The sequence below is a fragment of the Shouchella shacheensis genome, from assembly GCF_001484965.1.
GTDB lineage: Bacteria > Bacillota > Bacilli > Bacillales > Bacillaceae_D > Shouchella > Shouchella shacheensis.
In genome coordinates this window covers 47,056-65,251 of the sequence record NZ_LLYY01000007.1, presented here as the reverse complement: position 1 = coordinate 65,251, position 18,196 = coordinate 47,056, and the positions used below count along the sequence as shown (strand labels likewise).

The following is an 18,196-nucleotide window of genomic DNA, read 5'->3' as shown; positions in this document are numbered from 1 at the left end:
AAATTGAGTCATGTCTAGCATCCTCTCGTTTCCCTCTCTGTCGGTTTAGTCCCTCACAAAGGTACGGGGGATGATGGGATGGGGTGCTGGCAAGGCTTTTTTTGTTTTGCAGCTTATGACGTTTTCACTGCATCGTTGTTAAGGGGGGACACCCATCCTGTAGACGCATGGGCCAAGTGGTGTTGAACTCCACTCGCCTCCTTTTTTTTGGTGTGCTCAGACATAAAAAAATTCCCTTAATCCCTAATGCGAAGGGGATTGAGGGCGCATGAACGCGACAAGGGGCTCTCGTTAATTCAACTATAAATAAACCCGTTGGCGTCTTGGCGACAACGGGCTTGTTATTGTTTTATCCTTCATCACCAGAGGCTAAGTCCTGTATACGACCTTCGACTTCGTAGTCAACATCTTCGAGGTCAACCATGTAGTCGCGAAGCATTTCCCAGTCGGTTTCGCCGACAATCGTGTTGCGTCCATCATCATAGGCTTCAGCAAACACTTCATGATTGTCGCCGCCGGTAGCTGTAAAGTGATTCATAGCTACCGTATACATTTCATTTTCTTGAATGGTCACGTATTCTCCGTTCTCTTCTACTTCAAGAGATTTAACACGTTCACCGGGCTCTTGGCTGCTGTCGTATGTGAGACGGGTATCGGATGAGACATGAAGAAAACCGCCCTCTTCCTCCGGAGCGTTGGAAACACTTACTTCGAAGGATTCAATCAATTCTTCACCTGATACCTCGAGAAGCGTGAGACGGGTGCCGAATGGCTGCACGGTAATTAACTCCCCGACAGTGACTTCCCCTTGCTCGATCGATGCACGGATGCCACCGCCGTTTTGCAATGCCATGATCGTGTCTTCATTCACTGCTTGGGCTGCCTTAAGCTGAGCATCCGCAATTAAATTTCCGAGCGCTGTTTCGTTCGCACGAACGCTTTCCGCATCGCCGTTTCCGTGTCGCGGAGTTGGCAGTTCACTGACAACATTAGCACCGACTTCTTCAATTTGTATTTCCTCAATCTCTTCAGTATAAGGTTCAAGCATTTTTTCGGCCTCAGGATCTAGGTCGCGATCCTTCGTGGCTAAAAGTTCACCGCTGTGATCCGTGATGACGCCATTTGCGTCAAAGGTTACGTTGATCCTACCTATATACTGCCCATACTCTCCGGCTTGACCTATAATGGTTGGATCGATTTCCTCCCCTTCTTCGTTCTCGGTGACGACCGTCGGCGGATCTATTTTGGTATGGCTGTGACCGCCAATAATTATATCAATGCCCTCCACTTTTTCAGCGAGAAGAAGGTCGTTGCCCACGCTCGGATCCGTGTCGTAACCAAGGTGGGTCAAGGCGATGATTTTGTTGATGCCTTCTGCCTCGAATTGATTAACCATGTTCTGCGCACTCTCAACGTAATCATTAAATTCCACATCGTTCGTACTGGAGACATTTACCGTGTCTTCCGTGTTAAGCCCGAAGATTCCAATTTGTTCGCCCTCATACTCGAGGACTATACCATCATAGATCATGCCGCCTTCAGCTTCATGACTAATGCCTTCTTCTGTCAGTTGGTCCAATCCTTCATCTTTCGAAAAATCCATGTTTGCCGCGAGAATTGGAAATTCAGCCGCTTTAAAGAATTCGACCAGTTCCGGGTGCCCATTCTCCGGATCACCGAGGTCAAATTCGTGATTTCCCGGTACAAATGCATCGTATTCCATCATGTTCATAAACTCAATGGAATCCTGGCCGTGGAATGAATTAAAGTAAAGGGTGCCAGAGAACACATCACCAGCATCAAGAAGGAGGCCGTCTCCATGCTCCTCTTTTGCTTCATGCAATGTCGTGATCATTTGTGGATACATACTTGTATGGCCGTGATGATCATTGGTATGATAGATGTTCACGCTAAACGAGTCGTCACTCCCCCCGTCGGTTTCATCCCCTATATTCTCGTCGGCATTCTCATTTTCGTCGGTATTAAGAGACTCCTCATCACTGCACCCAAAGGTCAATACAGAAAGAAGCCCAATTGTACTAAGTGGTAACATCCATTTGTTATTTTTCATCCAAGTCCCCTCCAAAACGTGAGCATATAAATTCTTTAAATATCCGAAGCCATTTCCCAGAAGTCCCTCACGGAGTTGATTTTCGCCCGTAATTTACATACTATTCATATCGTTTCCACTTTTCCGAAATATGCATTCCTAACTCCGATTCAAAACAACATCCCAGCGATGGCAGCACTTAAAAGTGATGCCAGTGCACCTGCAACGACTGAACGAATGCCAAGCTTAGCAATGTCTGAGCGTCGATTTGGAGCAAGACTACCTAAACCACCTAAGAGGATCGCAAGTGATCCAAGATTAGCAAAACCACAAAGGGCAAAACTAACAACTATGTTTGTTTTTGGTGTTAAACCTTCCATCTCCGGTGCAAACGCAGCGTATGCGACAAATTCATTTAGAACAATTTTTTGGCCGATGTAACTACCAGCTTGAAGGGCTTCACTCCATGGCACTCCCACTATAAAAGCAATTGGGGCAAACACCCAACCCAATATCATTTCAAGCGATAAGGAACCAAAGCCAAACCACCCTCCAATCCCTCCTAAGACTCCATTCATTAAGGCGATTAAAGCGATAAAAGCAAGTAACATAGCACCTACGTTAAGGGCAAGGCCTAAGCCATCAGATGCTCCTCGTGCTGCTGCATCAATAAGATTGGTCGCTTCTTCATCTTTTTCTATTTTCCTTTCATCAGATGCAACGGTTTCTGATACTTCGAATGGTTCAACCGTTGCAGCTATTTCATCTTCAGGAACCATGATTTTTGCCATGATTAACCCCGCTGGTGCCGCCATAAAACTTGCTGCTAAAAGATACTCGAGTGGGACACCCAACAGGGAATACCCAATTAAAACAGACCCTGCAACTGAAGCAAGACCACCTGTCATTACTGCAAAAAGTTCGGACTGTGTCATTTTTGCAATATACGGCCGTATAACAAATGGCGCTTCTGTTTGGCCAACAAAAATATTTGCAGCGGCCGACATCGATTCTGCCTTACTCGTCCCTAACAGTTTAGAAAGCCCACCCCCCATTATTTTTATCACCCATTGCATAATCCCAAGGTAATATAAGATGGATATCAACGATGAAAAGAAAATGATGACTGTTAAAACTTGAAAAGCGAAAATAAAACCTATGCTTTCATTATCAATTAAACCACCAAACAAAAATTGGATCCCTTCGTTCGTATAGTTGATGACATCCTGAATTTTTAAAGAGAACCATTTAAGGGCGTTTTGCCCAACTTGCCATTTCAATACAATAAAAGCAAAGAACACTTGAATAGAGAACCCACCTATGATCGTACGAATACTAACGGCCTTTTTATTAGTTGATAATAGAAAAGCAATCCCTAAAATAAAAATAGCGCCTAGAACTCCCCATAGAAAATTCATAATAGCCCCCCTCATATACTTGTAGATTCGCTTCACGTAACCCCTTTCATTTTTGTAATAACCGAAGTTAGATAGCCGGCCACCCATACCCAAATCCGTGTTAATGGTTACCACTTAAATAGTAACTAAAAACAGACTACCTATGTTTTTATTATTTGTCAAGCAAGATTTAGATCATTTGCAGGGAACAGCGTTCATTGGAATTGGTTTCAGTTTTACTTTATTATTAAGTGAAGGAATCTTTGACGATAAGAAGCTTAGGAGGAACTATGCTACAGAAATTTGGTTTTTCACAATATGAAAGCAAAGTTTATGAAGTTCTCGTGTCCAGTGAAGAACCAATGGACGCGACTACTATTGTTAAACATTCGGGTGTCCCAAAGGCCAAAATATACGAAGTGATATCACGCATGATTGAAAAAGGCTTGGTAATGGAATCCATATCCGAAAAGAAAAAGCTTTATACAGCTTTGCCACTATCTCTTGCCATCGAGAAGCTGACGGCCGAATTCCAAAACAATATTAAGAAATTAAAGGAAAATAAGTATAAAAAATCATTTATTGATGATCGTGTCTGGAGTTTAAAGGTGGACTCTTCTATTCAGGCACAATGTATTCAACTCATTCAGGAAGCAAAAGAATCGGTTCGAATTTCCGCTTGGAAGGATGACTTCATTGAATACTTGCCACTATTGGAAGAGAAAGAGCAAAGTGGGGTAAGTGTTGAAGCTCTTGTTGTTGGTGATTTAAAAACTGGCTTATCAAACGTAAACACGCTAATCCCAACACAGGAGCAGAAAGCACTAGAGAACTATCGATTACTGGTTACCGATGATCAAGAGGTTATTTTTGCAGGCGTAGAAGGGGATTCATGGCAAGCGATGAAGACGATGTCCAGGCCACTTGTGAAAGTGTTTACTGAATTCTTCTATCATGATGCCGTGTTAGCTAAGATTCACGAAAAACATGGTGACTTATTGATGAATGATGAAGAAATAAAAAATATTCTTGTAAAGCTAAGGTATTAATGCACACTAAAAGCCCCGTATCTATTGAAGGGGCTTTAAGATCAGATTCCTTACTTCTTCATCCGTCGGCATACCGGATTGTGCACCAAATTTCATAACAGATAAGGCGCCTACTGCATTTGCGTAGCGACACGACTCCTCAAGCGAAGCCCCCTTAGCCAGTTGAACAGCTAATCCGCCATTAAATGAATCGCCCGCTCCAGTCGTATCTACTACATCGACTTGATGGCCGGGAACATGGACCTCTCTGCCTTCGTCATAACAAACTGTACCCTTTCCACCTTTTGTAATCACTAACTTCTCTTTAAGCTTGTTTGGGTCACCTGAGTAATTCTTCATGAGCTCTCCATATTCAAGTTCATTTGGCGTTATCACATCTACATATTGGATCAATTTATTCGGCAATTGTTGCATAGGTGCAGGGTTTAAAATAACTCTCACCCCATGTTGATGAGCGAGCTCGGCTGCCTTTACAACCGTTGGCAGAGGAATTTCGAGCTGCACCAAAACCACATCACTATTGGCTATTACCGCTTCGTTTTGTACGATCATCTCCTCGGTTAACTCATTATTTGCACCGGGAACGACAATGATGCTATTATCCCCTTCAGCTAAAGTGATGGCAGCAATACCGGTTTTTGAATGTGTAATCGATCTCACATTGTCTAGTATAATGCCTTCTGCTTCTAAATGACGTAAGAGTTCTTTGCCAAATGCATCTCCCCCTACACACCCGATCATTTCTACCTTTCCACCAAGACGGGCAGCCGCCACGGCTTGGTTCGCTCCCTTCCCTCCAGGAATGGTAGAAAACTCTTTACCAAGAATCGTTTCACCTGCCCCTGCTCTCCTGTCCGCTTCCGTCACTAAGTCCATATTAATACTTCCAATAACCGTAATAGTTGGTTGCATGATTGACTATTCCCTTCTACCAAAATAGAATCTGGACCCGTCCTAAATAGAGGATGGCACCAGTCGAACATCGTTTACGGATTGACTCGATTTAGAAAATGCTCGACAAACCGATCAACGTCGACATCAAGACATACGTTAATGTTGCCGTTTGGGTTGTCTTCCCCTATCGTTCTTCCTTTTTCTTTACCTGTGGTTTTAACGTTTACTGTCATGGTTTTCGTTTGAACAAACGACGAATCAAGAGCTACACCAACCGTTAAAGGATCGTGCAACGCGCATCCATTCAATTCGGGTTCAATCTTGGCATAAGCATCCATATAGAAATTGCACATATCGGCTAAGCAACAAGAAAGAGGCGTGTCCTTTCCTCTCCATTCATCCAATACAGTTCGTCTGAGCAAGGTTTTCAATGTAACATCCAAACCAACGATGGTCATAGGAATGCCCGATTGGAACGTAAATTGTGCCGCTTCAGGGTCATGGTAAATATTTGCTTCCGCATAAGGGGTAATGTTGCCTGGAACTGTCACAGCCCCGCCCATAAGGATGACATCGTCCACCAAATGAATAATCTCGGAATCTTTTTGAATGGCTCTTGCTAGATTCCCCTGATTTGCCGTTGTTAAAATGGTAATGTCGTTAGGGTGTTTATGAACAGTGGAAATCATGAAATCATGAGCACTCATGTCTTCTGCTTGCCTCTCAGTGGAAAGTAACTGGGCATCGCCAAGACCGTTTTCGCCATGTATCCAAGTCGTTTTATCAGGCGTTGTACATCCTGTAAGAGTTTCTTCAATCCCCTTGAAAACAGGGATATCTTCAGCACCAAGCATTTGTAAAAGTTGCAGTGTATTTCTTGTTGCTTCCCGAACCGATGTGTTCCCGAAAGTGGTTGTGACACCTAGAATATGAAGTTCTGGGGAATGGACAGCATAAGCGAGAGCGAGTGCATCATCAACACCAGTATCTACATCTAAAATAACGTTTTTCCTCATTATGGTCCCCTTCTCTATACAATGTATTTTCGCTTCCCTTTACGTACCTTTACTTTTGTTTGCCGCCTTTCAAGTAGTTTACTTCTCTATCCCTAGAGAAGGACAAGACTCCACTTCTTTCTTTAGCCATTGAAAAAGCTACTGTCCCTAGAGCGATAATGACAAATAAACCACCAACTGTAGCATTTAGTTCAACAGATGCACGCTCGATAACAATTCCACCGATTAACGAGCCAAAAGCAATCCCTAAATGAAGGGCAGAATTGTTTATGGTTTGCTGTATGTCCGAAGTTTCAGGGGACGACTCAATCAGGTAGCTTTGCATCGCTGGTGTAATCGCCCAGCTTAGCATACTCCATATCACCATCACGACTAAAAATACGGGAAGAGCAAAGATAGTATAGGGAATCATAAAGATAGACAGCCCAAAAACAACAATCACAGATAGAATGGTAGGCTTGGCACCGAATCGATCCGCTAGCATACCGCCTATACCTCCCCCAGCTACAGCTGCAGCACCGAAGATTAAATACACAATACTGACCCATGCCCCGTCCAGTCCCATCGTCATTTTTAAGAATGGAGTTAAGTATCCATATAACGTTAGATGGCCAACAAAAAAGAGAAACGTAGTCAGTTGGGCAAATAATACTCTTCGATTTTTTAACGTCCGTAACTGTGTCCTGATTGGTAGTTGAGCTTTCGGTTCAATCCTCCCCATACAGAAGTGCACACCAGCCATTGAAAGCACGGTTAATACAGAAATCAAGATAAAAGGAGCTCGCCACCCAAAAGCATTGCCTAACATTAAACCAATTGGAATTCCTAACACAAGAGAGGCGCTTATCCCCATAAATACGACTCCGATTGCACGTGCGCGGTATTTTTCATCAACAATATTTGACGCTATCGTTATACATAAAACAACTAGCAACGAGCCACTCGCAGCAGAGATGACGCGTGCGACTAATAACATACTATAGGATGAACTTAGTACAGCTACACCATTCCCTATGAAAAATACAAATAAAGAAAGCAATGTTAAACGCTTTCGTTCCATTCCTGACGTTAAGTTCAATAAAACAGGGGCCGCAATAGCAAACACAAGCGAAAATACCGTTATAAGGAGTCCTGTTTGCCCGAGACTAACTCCTAAATCTATGGAAATTAAATCTAATATGCCTCCTATAATTAACTCAACCATACCTACAACAAACGAAACAATCGTTAACAAGTAAACACGTTTATCCATACTCTAACTCCCTTCTTTTTAGATTACCACAACGATAGTAACCCAATCAAGAGGATGAATCAAGAGTAAATTTCACGCCTTACAAACAGCATGGTTAATGTCTCATGAAAACGGAAAAAATCTCTCCAAGATTCTCGTTTCTCTCGAGAGCTTACTATGTTTCCCCGTCCCCCAGAGTAAGACGAACTTCATTTTGCGCAATTCTCCACGTATTTCCCCGGAAATTGTCGAGAACTCTCTAGCCTCAAAGAGCGATTCATTGCTTATTGTGCCTTACTTGAGCGATTTTCTTCCTTATATGTCTGAACTCATTTCTGTACAAAACGAGAGCTTCGCGAAAATGGAAAAAGTGGGGACTTATTTTAGCCCAATTCACTATTGAGGTGAGGAAAGACTACTATTATTTACACAATGAGAACTCTTGTTCGAAAATGTATATTCTGCTATACTCTACTTAGAATCACACCACGACTCACATCTACTCCCCTAAAGAAAGATGTGTTACGATGACCTTAACAACCATCGCACGTGAAGAATCTTCCTCGTACACTGATCACGACCAGTTGTTCAAGCAGCTAATTCACTCGTTTTTCGCTGAGTTTTTGGAATTGTTTTTCCCAGAAGTCCATGAAGAAGTCGATTTTCGTATAACGAAACCACTATCCGAGGAAATGTTCACGGACCTGATTGAAGGCGAGCGCCGCCGACTGGACATTGTTATAGAAACCAAACTCAAAGGCCAAAACACATTTATCATTGTCCATGTTGAACCTCAGAGTTACGGGCAAACCCATTTTCACGAACGGATGTATCACTATTTTAGTCTCCTGTATCACAAGTATCGCAAACCGATAGTGCCGATCGCGGTCTTTACTTATGACGAAAATCGCCAAGAACAGGATCATTTCACGATGTCATTCCCTTTCTTTCACGTGCTCACCTTTCAGTTTCTCAAACTGGAATTAAGAAAAAAGAACTGGAGAGACTACCTAGACTCAGAAAATCCTGTCGCAGCCGCCCTGCTCAGCAAAATGGGCTACACCAAAGCAGAACGAGTGCAAGTGAAAAAAGAATTCCTGCGCATGCTCGTTAAATTAGAGCTAGACCCTGCCAAAAGCGCGCTCATCAATGGGTTTTTTGAAAAATACCTATCACTAAACCAAAGCGAGGAGGAAGCTCTCATGGAAGAAATTCATCAATTGTCCAAAGACGAAGAAGAACAAATTTTAAAGCTGCCGAATTCCTGGATCGAAAAGGGGAAAAGAGAAGGCGAGAAAGAGGGCAAGAAAAACGTCGCGCTTGAAATGTTAAAACGAGGCTTAGATTCAGAGCTCATTGCGGAAGTGACAAAACTCGACCAAGAGGAAATCGAGAACCTCCGAAAAACGCTGTAGTTCATTTTTGAAGGGTTGTTCGAGCAAATGCGGGCAGCTCTTCATTCCTGCGCATGCTCGTTAAATTAGAGCTAGACCCTGCCAAAAGCGCCCTCATCAATGGATTCTTCGAGAAATATCTATCACTAAACCAAGAAGAGGAGCATGCTCTCATGGAAGAAATTCATCAATTGTCCAAAGACGAAGAAGAACAAATTTTAAAACTACCGAATTCCTGGATCGAAAAGGGGAAAAGAGAAGGTGTGAGAGAAGGCAAGAAAGAGGGTATGAAGGAAGGCATGAAGGAAGGCGAGAAAGAGGGCAAGAAACACGTCGCGCTTGAAATGCTAAAACGAGGTTTAGACTTGGAGCTCATTGCGGAAGTGACAAAGCTCGACCGAGAGGAAATCGAGAACCTCCGAAAAACGCTGTAATTCATTTTTTGAAGGGTTGTTCGTGCAAAAGCGGGCAAGCCTTCATTCCTGCGCATGCTCGTTAAATTAGAGCTAGACCCTGCCAAAAGCGCGCTCATCAATGGATTCTTCGAGAAATACCTATCACTAAACCAAGACGAGGAGGATGCCCTCATGGAAGAAATTCATCAATTGTCCAAAGACGAAGAAGAACTGATTTTAAAGCTGCCGAATTCCTGGATTGAAAAGGGCAAGAGAGAAGGTATGAGAGAAGGCAAGAAAGAGGGCAAGAAACTCGTCGCGCTTGAAATGTTAAAACGAGGCTTAGATTCAGAGCTCATTGCGGAAGTGACAAAGCTCGACCGCGAAGAAATCCAGAACCTCCGAAAAACGCTGTAGTTCATTTTTTGAAGGGTTGTTCGAGCAAAAGCGGGCAAGCCTTTTTTTGCCCATTGCGCATCTAGCAATGGCGACACGCTATCTTTCAAGTTTATTGGATGCTCTGAACGTTCGCAGTCACTTAGCCACTCAAATCGCCTGGCTATGGAGAGTATCTTACCGTCCAAACTTGAATGTTCCGTCCTTCTTCATTGCCCTAGCTCTCTTAATACCTCTTCTTGCTCTGTCTATCTGCGGAGACTTCGTTTTCTGTTACTCTCGGCCCAGTTTAAAAACTTTTCCCGTTCTCTCTCACTTTCAAATTCAACAGTCACTGGGTGAATGGTTCTATTCGTTGGAGTAAGCATGTTTTCTTCCTCCTCTTCGCTCACACGGATCACCGCGCCTTAGTCAAGCTCACTAACGTAACCAAAGCATAACACAGCTGCTGTTGCTCTTCTACATAACAGAGGACTCATTCATTTCTCCATTCCCTTCTCTACGGTGATCAGCAACTCCATGAAAGCGATCGTTTTCATGGTCAGTCAAGAAGCTTTGCACATTCCCAATCGCGGTCGAAGACGCTCCGAATCAAAACGATTCTTCTATTTTTCCCTTCCTCAAATCAATCGTCCATCCCTCACCATAACATCGCACAGTGAATGGCAGGAACAAGTGAAAGGAGATTTGAACGGGGTTATGCACTAAGTTGTGCAAACGGTTTCTGTAACAGGTTGTGCGTCAGGAGGCGAAACAGGTTATGCAACGGGGGATGGCACCATTAGTTAAACAATACAAAACAATACCAGACCATACCAAAGCAGCCGCCGCTGTTTTAAGAGAGAGGGTTCTCTATGAGAAGAAGCAAGCGTTTGAGACGTTCGTTCGGAGTGCTTGCTATGGCTGTAATGGGCTCTTCTCTTGCTGATTCTCTCGATCACACACCTTCACTGCAAGCATACACTGCCTCTCCCTCTCACCACTCACACCCGTTCACACTCAGGTCTGCACCCGGGCTGCAGTCTCATTCTCACAGTACTTGGCAAAAACAAACAAGAAATTTTTAAAGAAAATATAAACAAACAAAAAAAGGGGCCGATAATAGAGACAGAAGCAAAAAGCAAGTCGGTCAAACCTTCGCTTCGGCGAGTTTGAATAGCAATCCTTAAAAAAACACAAAGGACGTGAACTGTATGATTATCAACAACAATCTAAGCGCGATGAACGCTCATCGTCAACTTGGGGTTAACCAAGGAATGGCCGCAAATTCTCAGGAAAAACTATCTTCGGGGCTGCGCATTAACCGTGCGGGAGATGACGCTGCGGGGCTGGCGATTTCTGAGAAGATGCGTGCGCAGGTAAGAGGGTTGGACCAGGCAAGTCGGAATGCGCAGGATGGAATTTCGATGATACAGACGGCGGAAGGTGGACTTCAGGAAACACATTCTATTCTTCAGCGGATGCGTGAACTTGCAGTTCAATCTGCCAATGATACAGCTACTGACGATGATCGCGCAGAAATTCAAAAAGAAGTCAATGCCCTTGCAGAAGAAATAACACGTATCTCAAATGACACAGAGTTTAATAACCAGAAATTGCTTGATGGAGACTTTGAAGGAACGTTCCACATTGGTGCCAATGAAGGCCAAAATCTTGTTCTCAGCATTGATGCTTTTGATGCAGAAACGCTTGGCGTAGGCACGAGTGAAGGAGTAGATGAAGACGGCAACCCGACTTCGACTTCTAGCGGGATCGACGTATCTTCTCAAGCTTCTGCTGATGAAGCAATCACAGCCATACAAGCGGCGCTTGACACAGTTTCATCTGAACGCTCTAAACTCGGAGCCAACCAAAATCGTCTAGAACACACCATCTCGAACCTAAACAACTCATCAGAAAACCTCCAAGCTGCTGAGTCTCGCATCCGTGACGTGGACATGGCGAAGGAAATCATGGAGTTTACGAAACAAAACATCTTGTCTCAAGCATCTCAGTCTATGCTCGCGCAAGCTAACCAACAGCCACAACAAGTTCTTCAGCTTCTTGGGTAAGAGTGAGATTCCTGCTCGGACTCTGGTTCTACAGTAAACGGGCAAACGAACACCCGCCATGTGCCTTACTAGGTGCATGGCGGGTGTTTGAGTACAGGAACCGATAAAATTAAACAATACTTTGAATTGCCATATTTGATTCTCCGCAGGAATTGAATCTGGATTTCCAATCGTCTCATCAAAAAATTCTAGACTATGATTTACGTCGAGAGCAGATAAGTGATTCCACGGGTGTGTTTGCGCGGGATTATAAAGTACGCGTGCAGCACTCTCCCCATTATTGCATTAGTCACACTTGTGGTTACAATTGTGCTTCTTAAATAAGACAAATAGCCCCTAGAGCTCGCAACTCAGAGAAGGGCTATTTGATAGGGCTAAATGCTTTACCGAATCCGCCAACCTTTGGGTTGACCCATCTGTTTTACGCCTGACTCCGTGTTACCCGCACGGGATCAGGTCTTTTAGTGTACTCTGATATATAGAGGTTATACTTTTAACGTAAGGACTGTCAAATCTTTTTATACGCATTGTTTTAGGAGTACGTTGTACCTATACTTCGTCATCCATCCATAAAGGAACGTCTATCAAACGATGAACCCGAGCCATGATTATCAAGCCAATTTATGAGTAAGTGCATCGACCTTCCGTGGTTGCTATAACCGGAACCGATAGGACTTGATCAGCATTTTGCGCCGACCTGTTTTAGTGAGCATTCGGATCGGTATGACTTATGAGACCTTAAACGACCAGCTACTAAAGTAGGTGAATTTAGACATGAATGTCTGCGACTTAAAGCCGCCTTGAAGGCTGAAGTTTTCTGAAAGCACTTCTTGTGCTTAAGCATACCCATCGAACTGAACTCACTCCTCAACCTCAAAGATTTCGTTCTTTTCTTTCTCGGATTGATTCACTGTATAGTTTCCGATCATTTCTTCCGTCATATTTCCGACCGTAGTACAGAAGTGTCCTCTCGCCCATAGGTGTTGACCCCAATACGTTTTCTTTCGTTCAGGAAACCCGTCTTGCAACAATCAGCCCCTTACCACTAGTGGAATGAGAGGGACTCTTATCCACATCAAAAAAGAACACTTGTTCCCAAATAAATAATCTGGTATACTCTACTTAGAACCACACCACGACTCACATCTACTTCCTAAAAGAAAGATGTGTTATTATGACCTTAACAACCATCGCACGTGAAGAATCTACCTCGTACACGGATCACGACCAATTGTTCAAGCAGCTGATTCACTCGTTTTTCGCTGAGTTTTTGGAATTGTTTTTCCCGGAAGTCCATGAAGAAGTCGATTTTCGTATAACGAAGCCACTTTCCGAGGAACTGTTCACGGACCTGATTGAAGGCGAGCGCCGCCGACTGGACATTGTTATAGAAACCAAACTCAAAGGCCAAAACACATTTATCATCGTCCATGTTGAACCTCAAAGTTACGGGCAATCCCATTTTCACGAACGGATGTATCACTATTTTAGTCTGCTGTATCACAAGTATCGTAAACCGATAGTGCCGATCGCGGTCTTTACTTATGACGAAAATCGCCAAGAACAGGATCATTTCACGATGTCATTCCCTTTCTTTCACGTGCTCACCTTTCAGTTTCTCAAACTGGAATTAAGAACAAAGAACTGGAGAGACTATCTAGACTCAGAAAACCCTGTAGCAGCCGCCCTGCTCAGCAAAATGGGCTACACCAAAGCAGAACGAGTGCAAGTGAAAAAAGAATTCCTGCGCATGCTCGTTAAATTAGAGCTAGACCCTGCCAAAAGTGCGCTCATCAATGGATTCTTCGAGAAATACCTATCCCTAAACCAAAGCGAGGAGGAAGCTCTCATGGAAGAAATTCATCAATTGTCCAAAGACGAAGAAGAACTGATTTTAAAGCTGCCGAATTCTTGGATTGAAAAGGGGGAGAGGAAAGGTACGAAAAACGTCGCGCTTGAAATGCTAAAAAAGGGCTTAGACCCGGACCTTATTGCCGAGGTGACAAAGCTCGACCGAGAGGAAATCGAGAACCTCCGAGAAACGCTGTAGTTCATTTTTTGAAGGGTTGTTCGTTCTAAAACGGGCAGCTCTTTTTTTGGCCCATAGCCCAGTAAGCAATGGCGACACGCTACCTTTCAAGATTTTTGAATGCTCAAAAATTTGTAGGCAGTTAGCAACTCAAATCTCCTATAGGAAGTATCTTAGCGTCCAAATTTGAATGTTCCACCCTTTTTCTTTGTTCTAGCTCTCTTAATGCCTCTTCTTGCTCTGCTATCTGCGGAGACTTCGTTTTCTGGTTGCTCTCGGCCCAATGTAGAAACTTTTTCCGTTCTCTCTGATTTTCAACAGTCATTGATTGGTTGGATCTATTTTCTGCGCTTGGGGAAAGACTCTCCAATTCCTTTAATAAAGGCGGGGAACATATCGTAACAGACCTCTTTAACCGTGCGGGGGGTCCTGGTCTTTGAGAATAAAGTATTGACGAAAGTCTTCTAAGACGGATGCTCCTTTTCCCTCTGTCACAAAGAGGACACGCTTGGTATCAACATCGACAAAGAGGGGAACGTAATGATGTCCGCGTGACGCCAGAGAGATCCATGACATCCACGTGCTTGTTCACATAGTAGTGAAAGACACGCCAAAGACGCGTGTCGTGTTCCCCTACTTTCCGAGCCACAGCGGCCATAGGCATTTCTTTCATCAGCCCTAACAACTCGGATTCAAAGAGCAACGTGAACCACCACCAGGTCGTGACCAATCGACAACAACGGTTCGAGTAGAATGACAACGATCGCAACGTACGCGTGGGAGTCGGGCATGAAGATACGTCCTTGTATTGCCAAAAATCCAGGTGTCTCCACGTGCGATCCACATTCACGACATCATGGACTCTTGCCTGACCGTGACCGCAGTGGGGGCATACAAAGGTCGACCCTCTGGGGAAGTCAAGGTAGATATCTAAGACACCCGTTTGATAATCGATCTCGTAACGAACGACATCCCAAGGTTCTTCAATCTCAAAGGCTTCCTCAAAGAGGCGGTACTTTTCTTTGAACTCTTTTATCTTCATATCGCTCACCTCCGGGTTGTTTCATAGATTACCAACCAGTATAAAACCCATATGCCTTAGCGAGGAAGCCATCAAGTCTTATGGTGAAAAGCCATCAAAACCGTTATTATCGCTTCACATCGATTTTAATATTTCATGCTCCAATACTTGGGCTCCGATAGCAATATCTTCAATAGAAGCAAACTCATTTTTATGATGGCTTAATCCTTCCTTGCATGGAATGAAGAGTAAGCCAGTAGGACAGATGGATGCCATATTCATGGCATCATGTCCAGCCCCACTCACCATTTGAAGATGGGGAACGCCCAGTTCTTCACATGTAGTCGAAAGAGAATTGATCATTTTAGTATCTAATTTAACAGGAGCTTTATCAACTAAATATTCGTATTGAATATCGAGATGGCGTCGGTTTTTCAAGTCCTTAAAGCACTCTAGTAGTTTTAAGACTACCACTTGTTTTGATTCGACGTTTGTTCCACGGATATCGATTTTCATTTCAGCACGACCTGGAACCACATTCATTGCACCAGGAAATACACTACATTGGCCAACTGTGGCCACCGTCCCATTAACAGCCTCTAATTTTGCAGCTTCTTCAACAGTTAGAGCAATCTCTGATGCCCCCAATAACGCATCTTTTCGATAATTCATTGGTGTGGTGCCAGAATGCGAGGCCTTTCCTACAATAGTAACTTTTAATCTTGTAGGTGCAGCAATTGCAGTTACAACTCCGATTTTCTTCTGATGATTTTCCAAAACAGGTCCTTGCTCTATATGGACTTCAAAAAAAGCATGAATCCTCTCACCTTCCCTGGAGGCAAGCCGAATAGTTTCAAAGTCTAATTCCACATTTTCAACCGCTTTTGGAAAAGAAACACCCTCTTGATCCGTAAGTCGAGACATTACTTCTTGATCGAACTTCCCCGCCATAGCACTACTACCGATGGTTCCCATACCAAATCTCGAGGCCTCTTCTCCAACAAAACAAATCAGTTCAACCCTTCTCTCTGGTTGAATGTTTCGATCATTTATACTGCAAATTATTTCCACCCCTACTCCTACGCCCACTGAACCATCATATTGACCACCATTATAGACTGTGTCGAGGTGTGAACCAATAATAACCGGTGCGAGATTTGGGTTTTTTCCTTCCTTAATCATGATGACATTTCCACAATGATCAATTCTCGCTTCCATACCTTCTTTTTCACATAACTCAATCAATACTCTTTTAACCTTTTCTTCCTCTTTTGTAAATGCTAAGCGGTTCATTCCATGCCTCGAATAACCAATCTTATTAAACTCATTTAGGGTATCTTCAATTCGTTTAATATTCACCTGATGCCTCCTATGAACAGATAAGATAAAGTCATTCACAAAATTGTCACATAGATAATAAAGCTAGGTCTATTTTAAGTTTAGTTTCAAGGTAACGTTAGATAGTCACTGACCCTAAATTACAATATTTATTTTTTAAATGACCTAACTTTATTATCATGTATAGACAGTAGTTTGATTTTTAGAATGGTCCCCAATTAATGATAACACCCATAGCTAAAGCAACTGCACCTATAGCAAACCATATTAACATAATTCTCCAGATGAATTTAAGCCATGCAGAATATGGAACACCACCGATTGCTAAACTTGCCATCAGAATTCCTGAAGTAGGGAATAAACTATTGGTAAAACCATCTCCTAACTGAAACGCCTGAACAGCAACCTGTCGATTAATTTCTAGCATATCTGCCAAAGGTGTCCAAACTGGCATTGTAACAACGGCTTGCCCGGAACCAGACGGAACAAAGAAGTTGAAGACGCCATTAGCTACTAACATACCTATTGCACCAGCTATTGGCGAAAGTGGTTCTAGAACAATGGACATAGCATAAATTACAGTGTCTAGAATCCTACCATCTTCTAATATAAACACAACAGCTCTTGCGGCACCTACTACTAATGCACCGTAAACTAGATTTTGCGCACCTTGCATGAAGTTATTAACAATTTCAGTTGAATTCAATCTACCAATTATACCTGCTCCTATTGCAATTACTAGGAATATCGCTGTCATATCATTCATGTCAAAATCATGAACTAACGACCCATACACATAAAATGCAATACCAGCAACAAATAGCAATAATACTAATGCGTGTCTTCCTGTAAACTTTTGAGCTTTGCTTAGCTCATCATCTCCATCACTGGTCTGAAACTTCTCTTCTCCCATAAAGCTTTTAGAAGGATCCTTTAAGATCCTGTTAGAGTACCAGATAACGTACAATATAGTAGCTGCAGCAAACAGTATATATAGAATCACACGATAGGTTAATCCTGAAAAGAGTGGGAGTTCTGCTATTTCTTGAGCCACACCTAAGGTTTTGGGATTTAAAAACGCCGTATTAAAACCAGCCATACTTGTTAGAAATACGATTGCCACTCCGGCTACAGCATCCAGTTTTAATGCCTTAGCTATCAATATTCCAATTGGTATAAATGCAATGGTTGCATTTGCTGAAAATCCAGTCGTACACAATAGTGAGAACAATATTCCTAATATAACAATCAAAGTAAACTTTCTATTCTCAAATCTTTTGATAAGTCCCATAATCCCCGCATTAACTGCTCCAGAGGCTTCCATTATTTTAAATGCACCGCCAATGAATAAAATTAACATAATAATATTGGCAGTCTCTATCATACCTCTTGGATAGGATAGGAAAATATCTGTAATTCCTACTGGTGTTTGTTCAATCCTTTCATAACTTTCAGGTTCTACCACAGTTATACCGTTATTCTCAATCCTATTAAATTCTCCTGCGGGAACAAAGTAAGTACCAATAGCACACACGATCATTAAAATAAACAAAACAACATACGTATCCGGCATCTTTAATTTGAATTTCTTTTTCTTTGGTTCTGGTTTTTGCGTATTGGTTATTTTTTCAGCTTCATTTCGCATGAGAAACCTCCTTAGTTTTTATAGACTCTTGGCTTGCTGGATCAAATGAATGAAGGGATCCGTGACCCTCCTGTTTAATCCCTTCTACTTTGCTGGAAGGTCACGGGATAGTCATCGGGAAAAAGTACTTAACCGCTATCATCTCTACAGGATCAGCGTGTGACAGCCCGTATGACTTACTTCTTTTTATCCGCGCCTGATCTTGGCTTTCTTCCATCAAGCAGTTAGCTTTGTTATCAGTTGAGCTGAATTATCGCAACAGTTCAGCTTAGACGCGGTGGCTGAGCTTC

15 protein-coding genes are annotated in these 18,196 nt (G+C 42.9%); 6 read left to right on the top strand and 9 right to left on the bottom strand.

Going from position 1 to position 18,196, the window contains the following annotated elements; translation table 11 throughout:
• Positions 1–349: 349 nt before the first annotated feature.
• On the bottom strand, positions 350–2,071 hold the full coding sequence (locus AVZ68_RS09490; RefSeq protein WP_059104309.1) for a bifunctional metallophosphatase/5'-nucleotidase: 1,722 nt from the start codon (positions 2,069–2,071) through the stop codon (positions 350–352).
• A gap of 149 nt (positions 2,072–2,220) precedes the next feature.
• Positions 2,221–3,468 (bottom strand): NupC/NupG family nucleoside CNT transporter, encoded by a 1,248-nt coding sequence (locus AVZ68_RS09485; RefSeq protein ID WP_059104308.1) that lies wholly within the window; start codon positions 3,466–3,468, stop codon positions 2,221–2,223.
• Between the two features lie 269 nt (positions 3,469–3,737).
• Here AVZ68_RS09485 and AVZ68_RS09480 point away from each other — a divergent pair, with 269 nt between their 5' ends.
• On the top strand, positions 3,738–4,496 hold the full coding sequence (locus AVZ68_RS09480) for a TrmB family transcriptional regulator (RefSeq protein ID WP_059104307.1): 759 nt from the start codon (positions 3,738–3,740) through the stop codon (positions 4,494–4,496).
• A 21-nt stretch (positions 4,497–4,517) separates the two neighbouring features.
• On the opposite strand, the gene rbsK is transcribed toward AVZ68_RS09480, so the two are convergent.
• The 3 genes from rbsK to AVZ68_RS09465 form a co-directional block, all read right to left on the bottom strand.
• On the bottom strand, positions 4,518–5,411 hold the full coding sequence (gene rbsK / locus AVZ68_RS09475) for a ribokinase (RefSeq protein WP_059104306.1): 894 nt from the start codon (positions 5,409–5,411) through the stop codon (positions 4,518–4,520).
• A 71-nt stretch (positions 5,412–5,482) separates the two neighbouring features.
• Positions 5,483–6,406: a nucleoside hydrolase gene (locus tag AVZ68_RS09470; protein WP_059104305.1), complete on the bottom strand. Its 924-nt coding sequence runs from the start codon at positions 6,404–6,406 to the stop codon at positions 5,483–5,485.
• A gap of 49 nt (positions 6,407–6,455) precedes the next feature.
• The gene (locus AVZ68_RS09465) at positions 6,456–7,658 is read right to left on the bottom strand and encodes an MFS transporter (RefSeq protein ID WP_059104304.1); all 1,203 of its coding nucleotides are present in this window, start codon (positions 7,656–7,658) and stop codon (positions 6,456–6,458) included.
• 506 nt (positions 7,659–8,164) lie between these two features.
• On the opposite strand from AVZ68_RS09465, the gene AVZ68_RS09455 reads away from it, so the two are divergent.
• The 4 genes from AVZ68_RS09455 (at position 8,165) to AVZ68_RS09440 (ending at position 11,873) form a co-directional block, all read left to right on the top strand.
• Positions 8,165–9,052, top strand: coding sequence for an Rpn/YhgA-type helix-turn-helix domain-containing protein (locus AVZ68_RS09455; protein ID WP_059104302.1), 888 nt, complete (start codon positions 8,165–8,167; stop codon positions 9,050–9,052).
• 152 nt (positions 9,053–9,204) lie between these two features.
• Positions 9,205–9,465, top strand: coding sequence for an Rpn/YhgA-type helix-turn-helix domain-containing protein (locus AVZ68_RS09450; RefSeq protein WP_059104301.1), 261 nt, complete (start codon positions 9,205–9,207; stop codon positions 9,463–9,465).
• A 153-nt stretch (positions 9,466–9,618) separates the two neighbouring features.
• Entirely contained in the window at positions 9,619–9,843 is a 225-nt protein-coding gene (locus AVZ68_RS09445) for an Rpn/YhgA-type helix-turn-helix domain-containing protein (RefSeq protein ID WP_059104300.1), read from the top strand.
• A 1,172-nt stretch (positions 9,844–11,015) separates the two neighbouring features.
• Entirely contained in the window at positions 11,016–11,873 is an 858-nt protein-coding gene (locus tag AVZ68_RS09440; protein WP_059104299.1) for a flagellin N-terminal helical domain-containing protein, read from the top strand.
• A gap of 860 nt (positions 11,874–12,733) precedes the next feature.
• On the opposite strand, the gene AVZ68_RS09435 is transcribed toward AVZ68_RS09440, so the two are convergent.
• A complete protein-coding gene (locus tag AVZ68_RS09435) occupies positions 12,734–12,901 on the bottom strand; it encodes a transposase (protein WP_059104298.1) in 168 nt (55 codons plus the stop codon).
• A 146-nt stretch (positions 12,902–13,047) separates the two neighbouring features.
• On the opposite strand from AVZ68_RS09435, the gene AVZ68_RS09430 reads away from it, so the two are divergent.
• On the top strand, positions 13,048–13,923 hold the full coding sequence (locus AVZ68_RS09430; protein WP_059104297.1) for an Rpn/YhgA-type helix-turn-helix domain-containing protein: 876 nt from the start codon (positions 13,048–13,050) through the stop codon (positions 13,921–13,923).
• 493 nt (positions 13,924–14,416) lie between these two features.
• On the opposite strand, the gene AVZ68_RS09425 is transcribed toward AVZ68_RS09430, so the two are convergent.
• The 3 genes from AVZ68_RS09425 to AVZ68_RS09415 form a co-directional block, all read right to left on the bottom strand.
• On the bottom strand, positions 14,417–14,944 hold the full coding sequence (locus tag AVZ68_RS09425) for a helix-turn-helix domain-containing protein (protein WP_059104296.1): 528 nt from the start codon (positions 14,942–14,944) through the stop codon (positions 14,417–14,419).
• Between the two features lie 114 nt (positions 14,945–15,058).
• Positions 15,059–16,282 (bottom strand): M20 family metallo-hydrolase, encoded by a 1,224-nt coding sequence (locus AVZ68_RS09420; protein WP_059104295.1) that lies wholly within the window; start codon positions 16,280–16,282, stop codon positions 15,059–15,061.
• Between the two features lie 181 nt (positions 16,283–16,463).
• A complete protein-coding gene (locus AVZ68_RS09415; protein ID WP_245628099.1) occupies positions 16,464–17,906 on the bottom strand; it encodes a YfcC family protein in 1,443 nt (480 codons plus the stop codon).
• Positions 17,907–18,196 lie beyond the last annotated feature (290 nt).

Bases quoted from the DNA above. Each gene is read 5' to 3' on its own strand.
- AVZ68_RS09490 (WP_059104309.1), bottom strand. From the start codon at position 2,071: ATGAAAAATAACAAATGGATGTTACCACTTAGTACAATTGGGCTTCTT.
- AVZ68_RS09485 (WP_059104308.1), bottom strand. From the start codon at position 3,468: ATGAATTTTCTATGGGGAGTTCTAGGCGCTATTTTTATTTTAGGGATT.
- AVZ68_RS09480 (WP_059104307.1), top strand. From the start codon at position 3,738: ATGCTACAGAAATTTGGTTTTTCACAATATGAAAGCAAAGTTTATGAA.
- AVZ68_RS09470 (WP_059104305.1), bottom strand. From the start codon at position 6,406: ATGAGGAAAAACGTTATTTTAGATGTAGATACTGGTGTTGATGATGCA.
- AVZ68_RS09465 (WP_059104304.1), bottom strand. From the start codon at position 7,658: ATGGATAAACGTGTTTACTTGTTAACGATTGTTTCGTTTGTTGTAGGT.
- AVZ68_RS09455 (WP_059104302.1), top strand. From the start codon at position 8,165: ATGACCTTAACAACCATCGCACGTGAAGAATCTTCCTCGTACACTGAT.
- AVZ68_RS09450 (WP_059104301.1), top strand. From the start codon at position 9,205: ATGGAAGAAATTCATCAATTGTCCAAAGACGAAGAAGAACAAATTTTA.
- AVZ68_RS09445 (WP_059104300.1), top strand. From the start codon at position 9,619: ATGGAAGAAATTCATCAATTGTCCAAAGACGAAGAAGAACTGATTTTA.
- AVZ68_RS09440 (WP_059104299.1), top strand. From the start codon at position 11,016: ATGATTATCAACAACAATCTAAGCGCGATGAACGCTCATCGTCAACTT.
- AVZ68_RS09430 (WP_059104297.1), top strand. From the start codon at position 13,048: ATGACCTTAACAACCATCGCACGTGAAGAATCTACCTCGTACACGGAT.
- AVZ68_RS09425 (WP_059104296.1), bottom strand. From the start codon at position 14,944: ATGAAGATAAAAGAGTTCAAAGAAAAGTACCGCCTCTTTGAGGAAGCC.
- AVZ68_RS09415 (WP_245628099.1), bottom strand. From the start codon at position 17,906: ATGCGAAATGAAGCTGAAAAAATAACCAATACGCAAAAACCAGAACCA.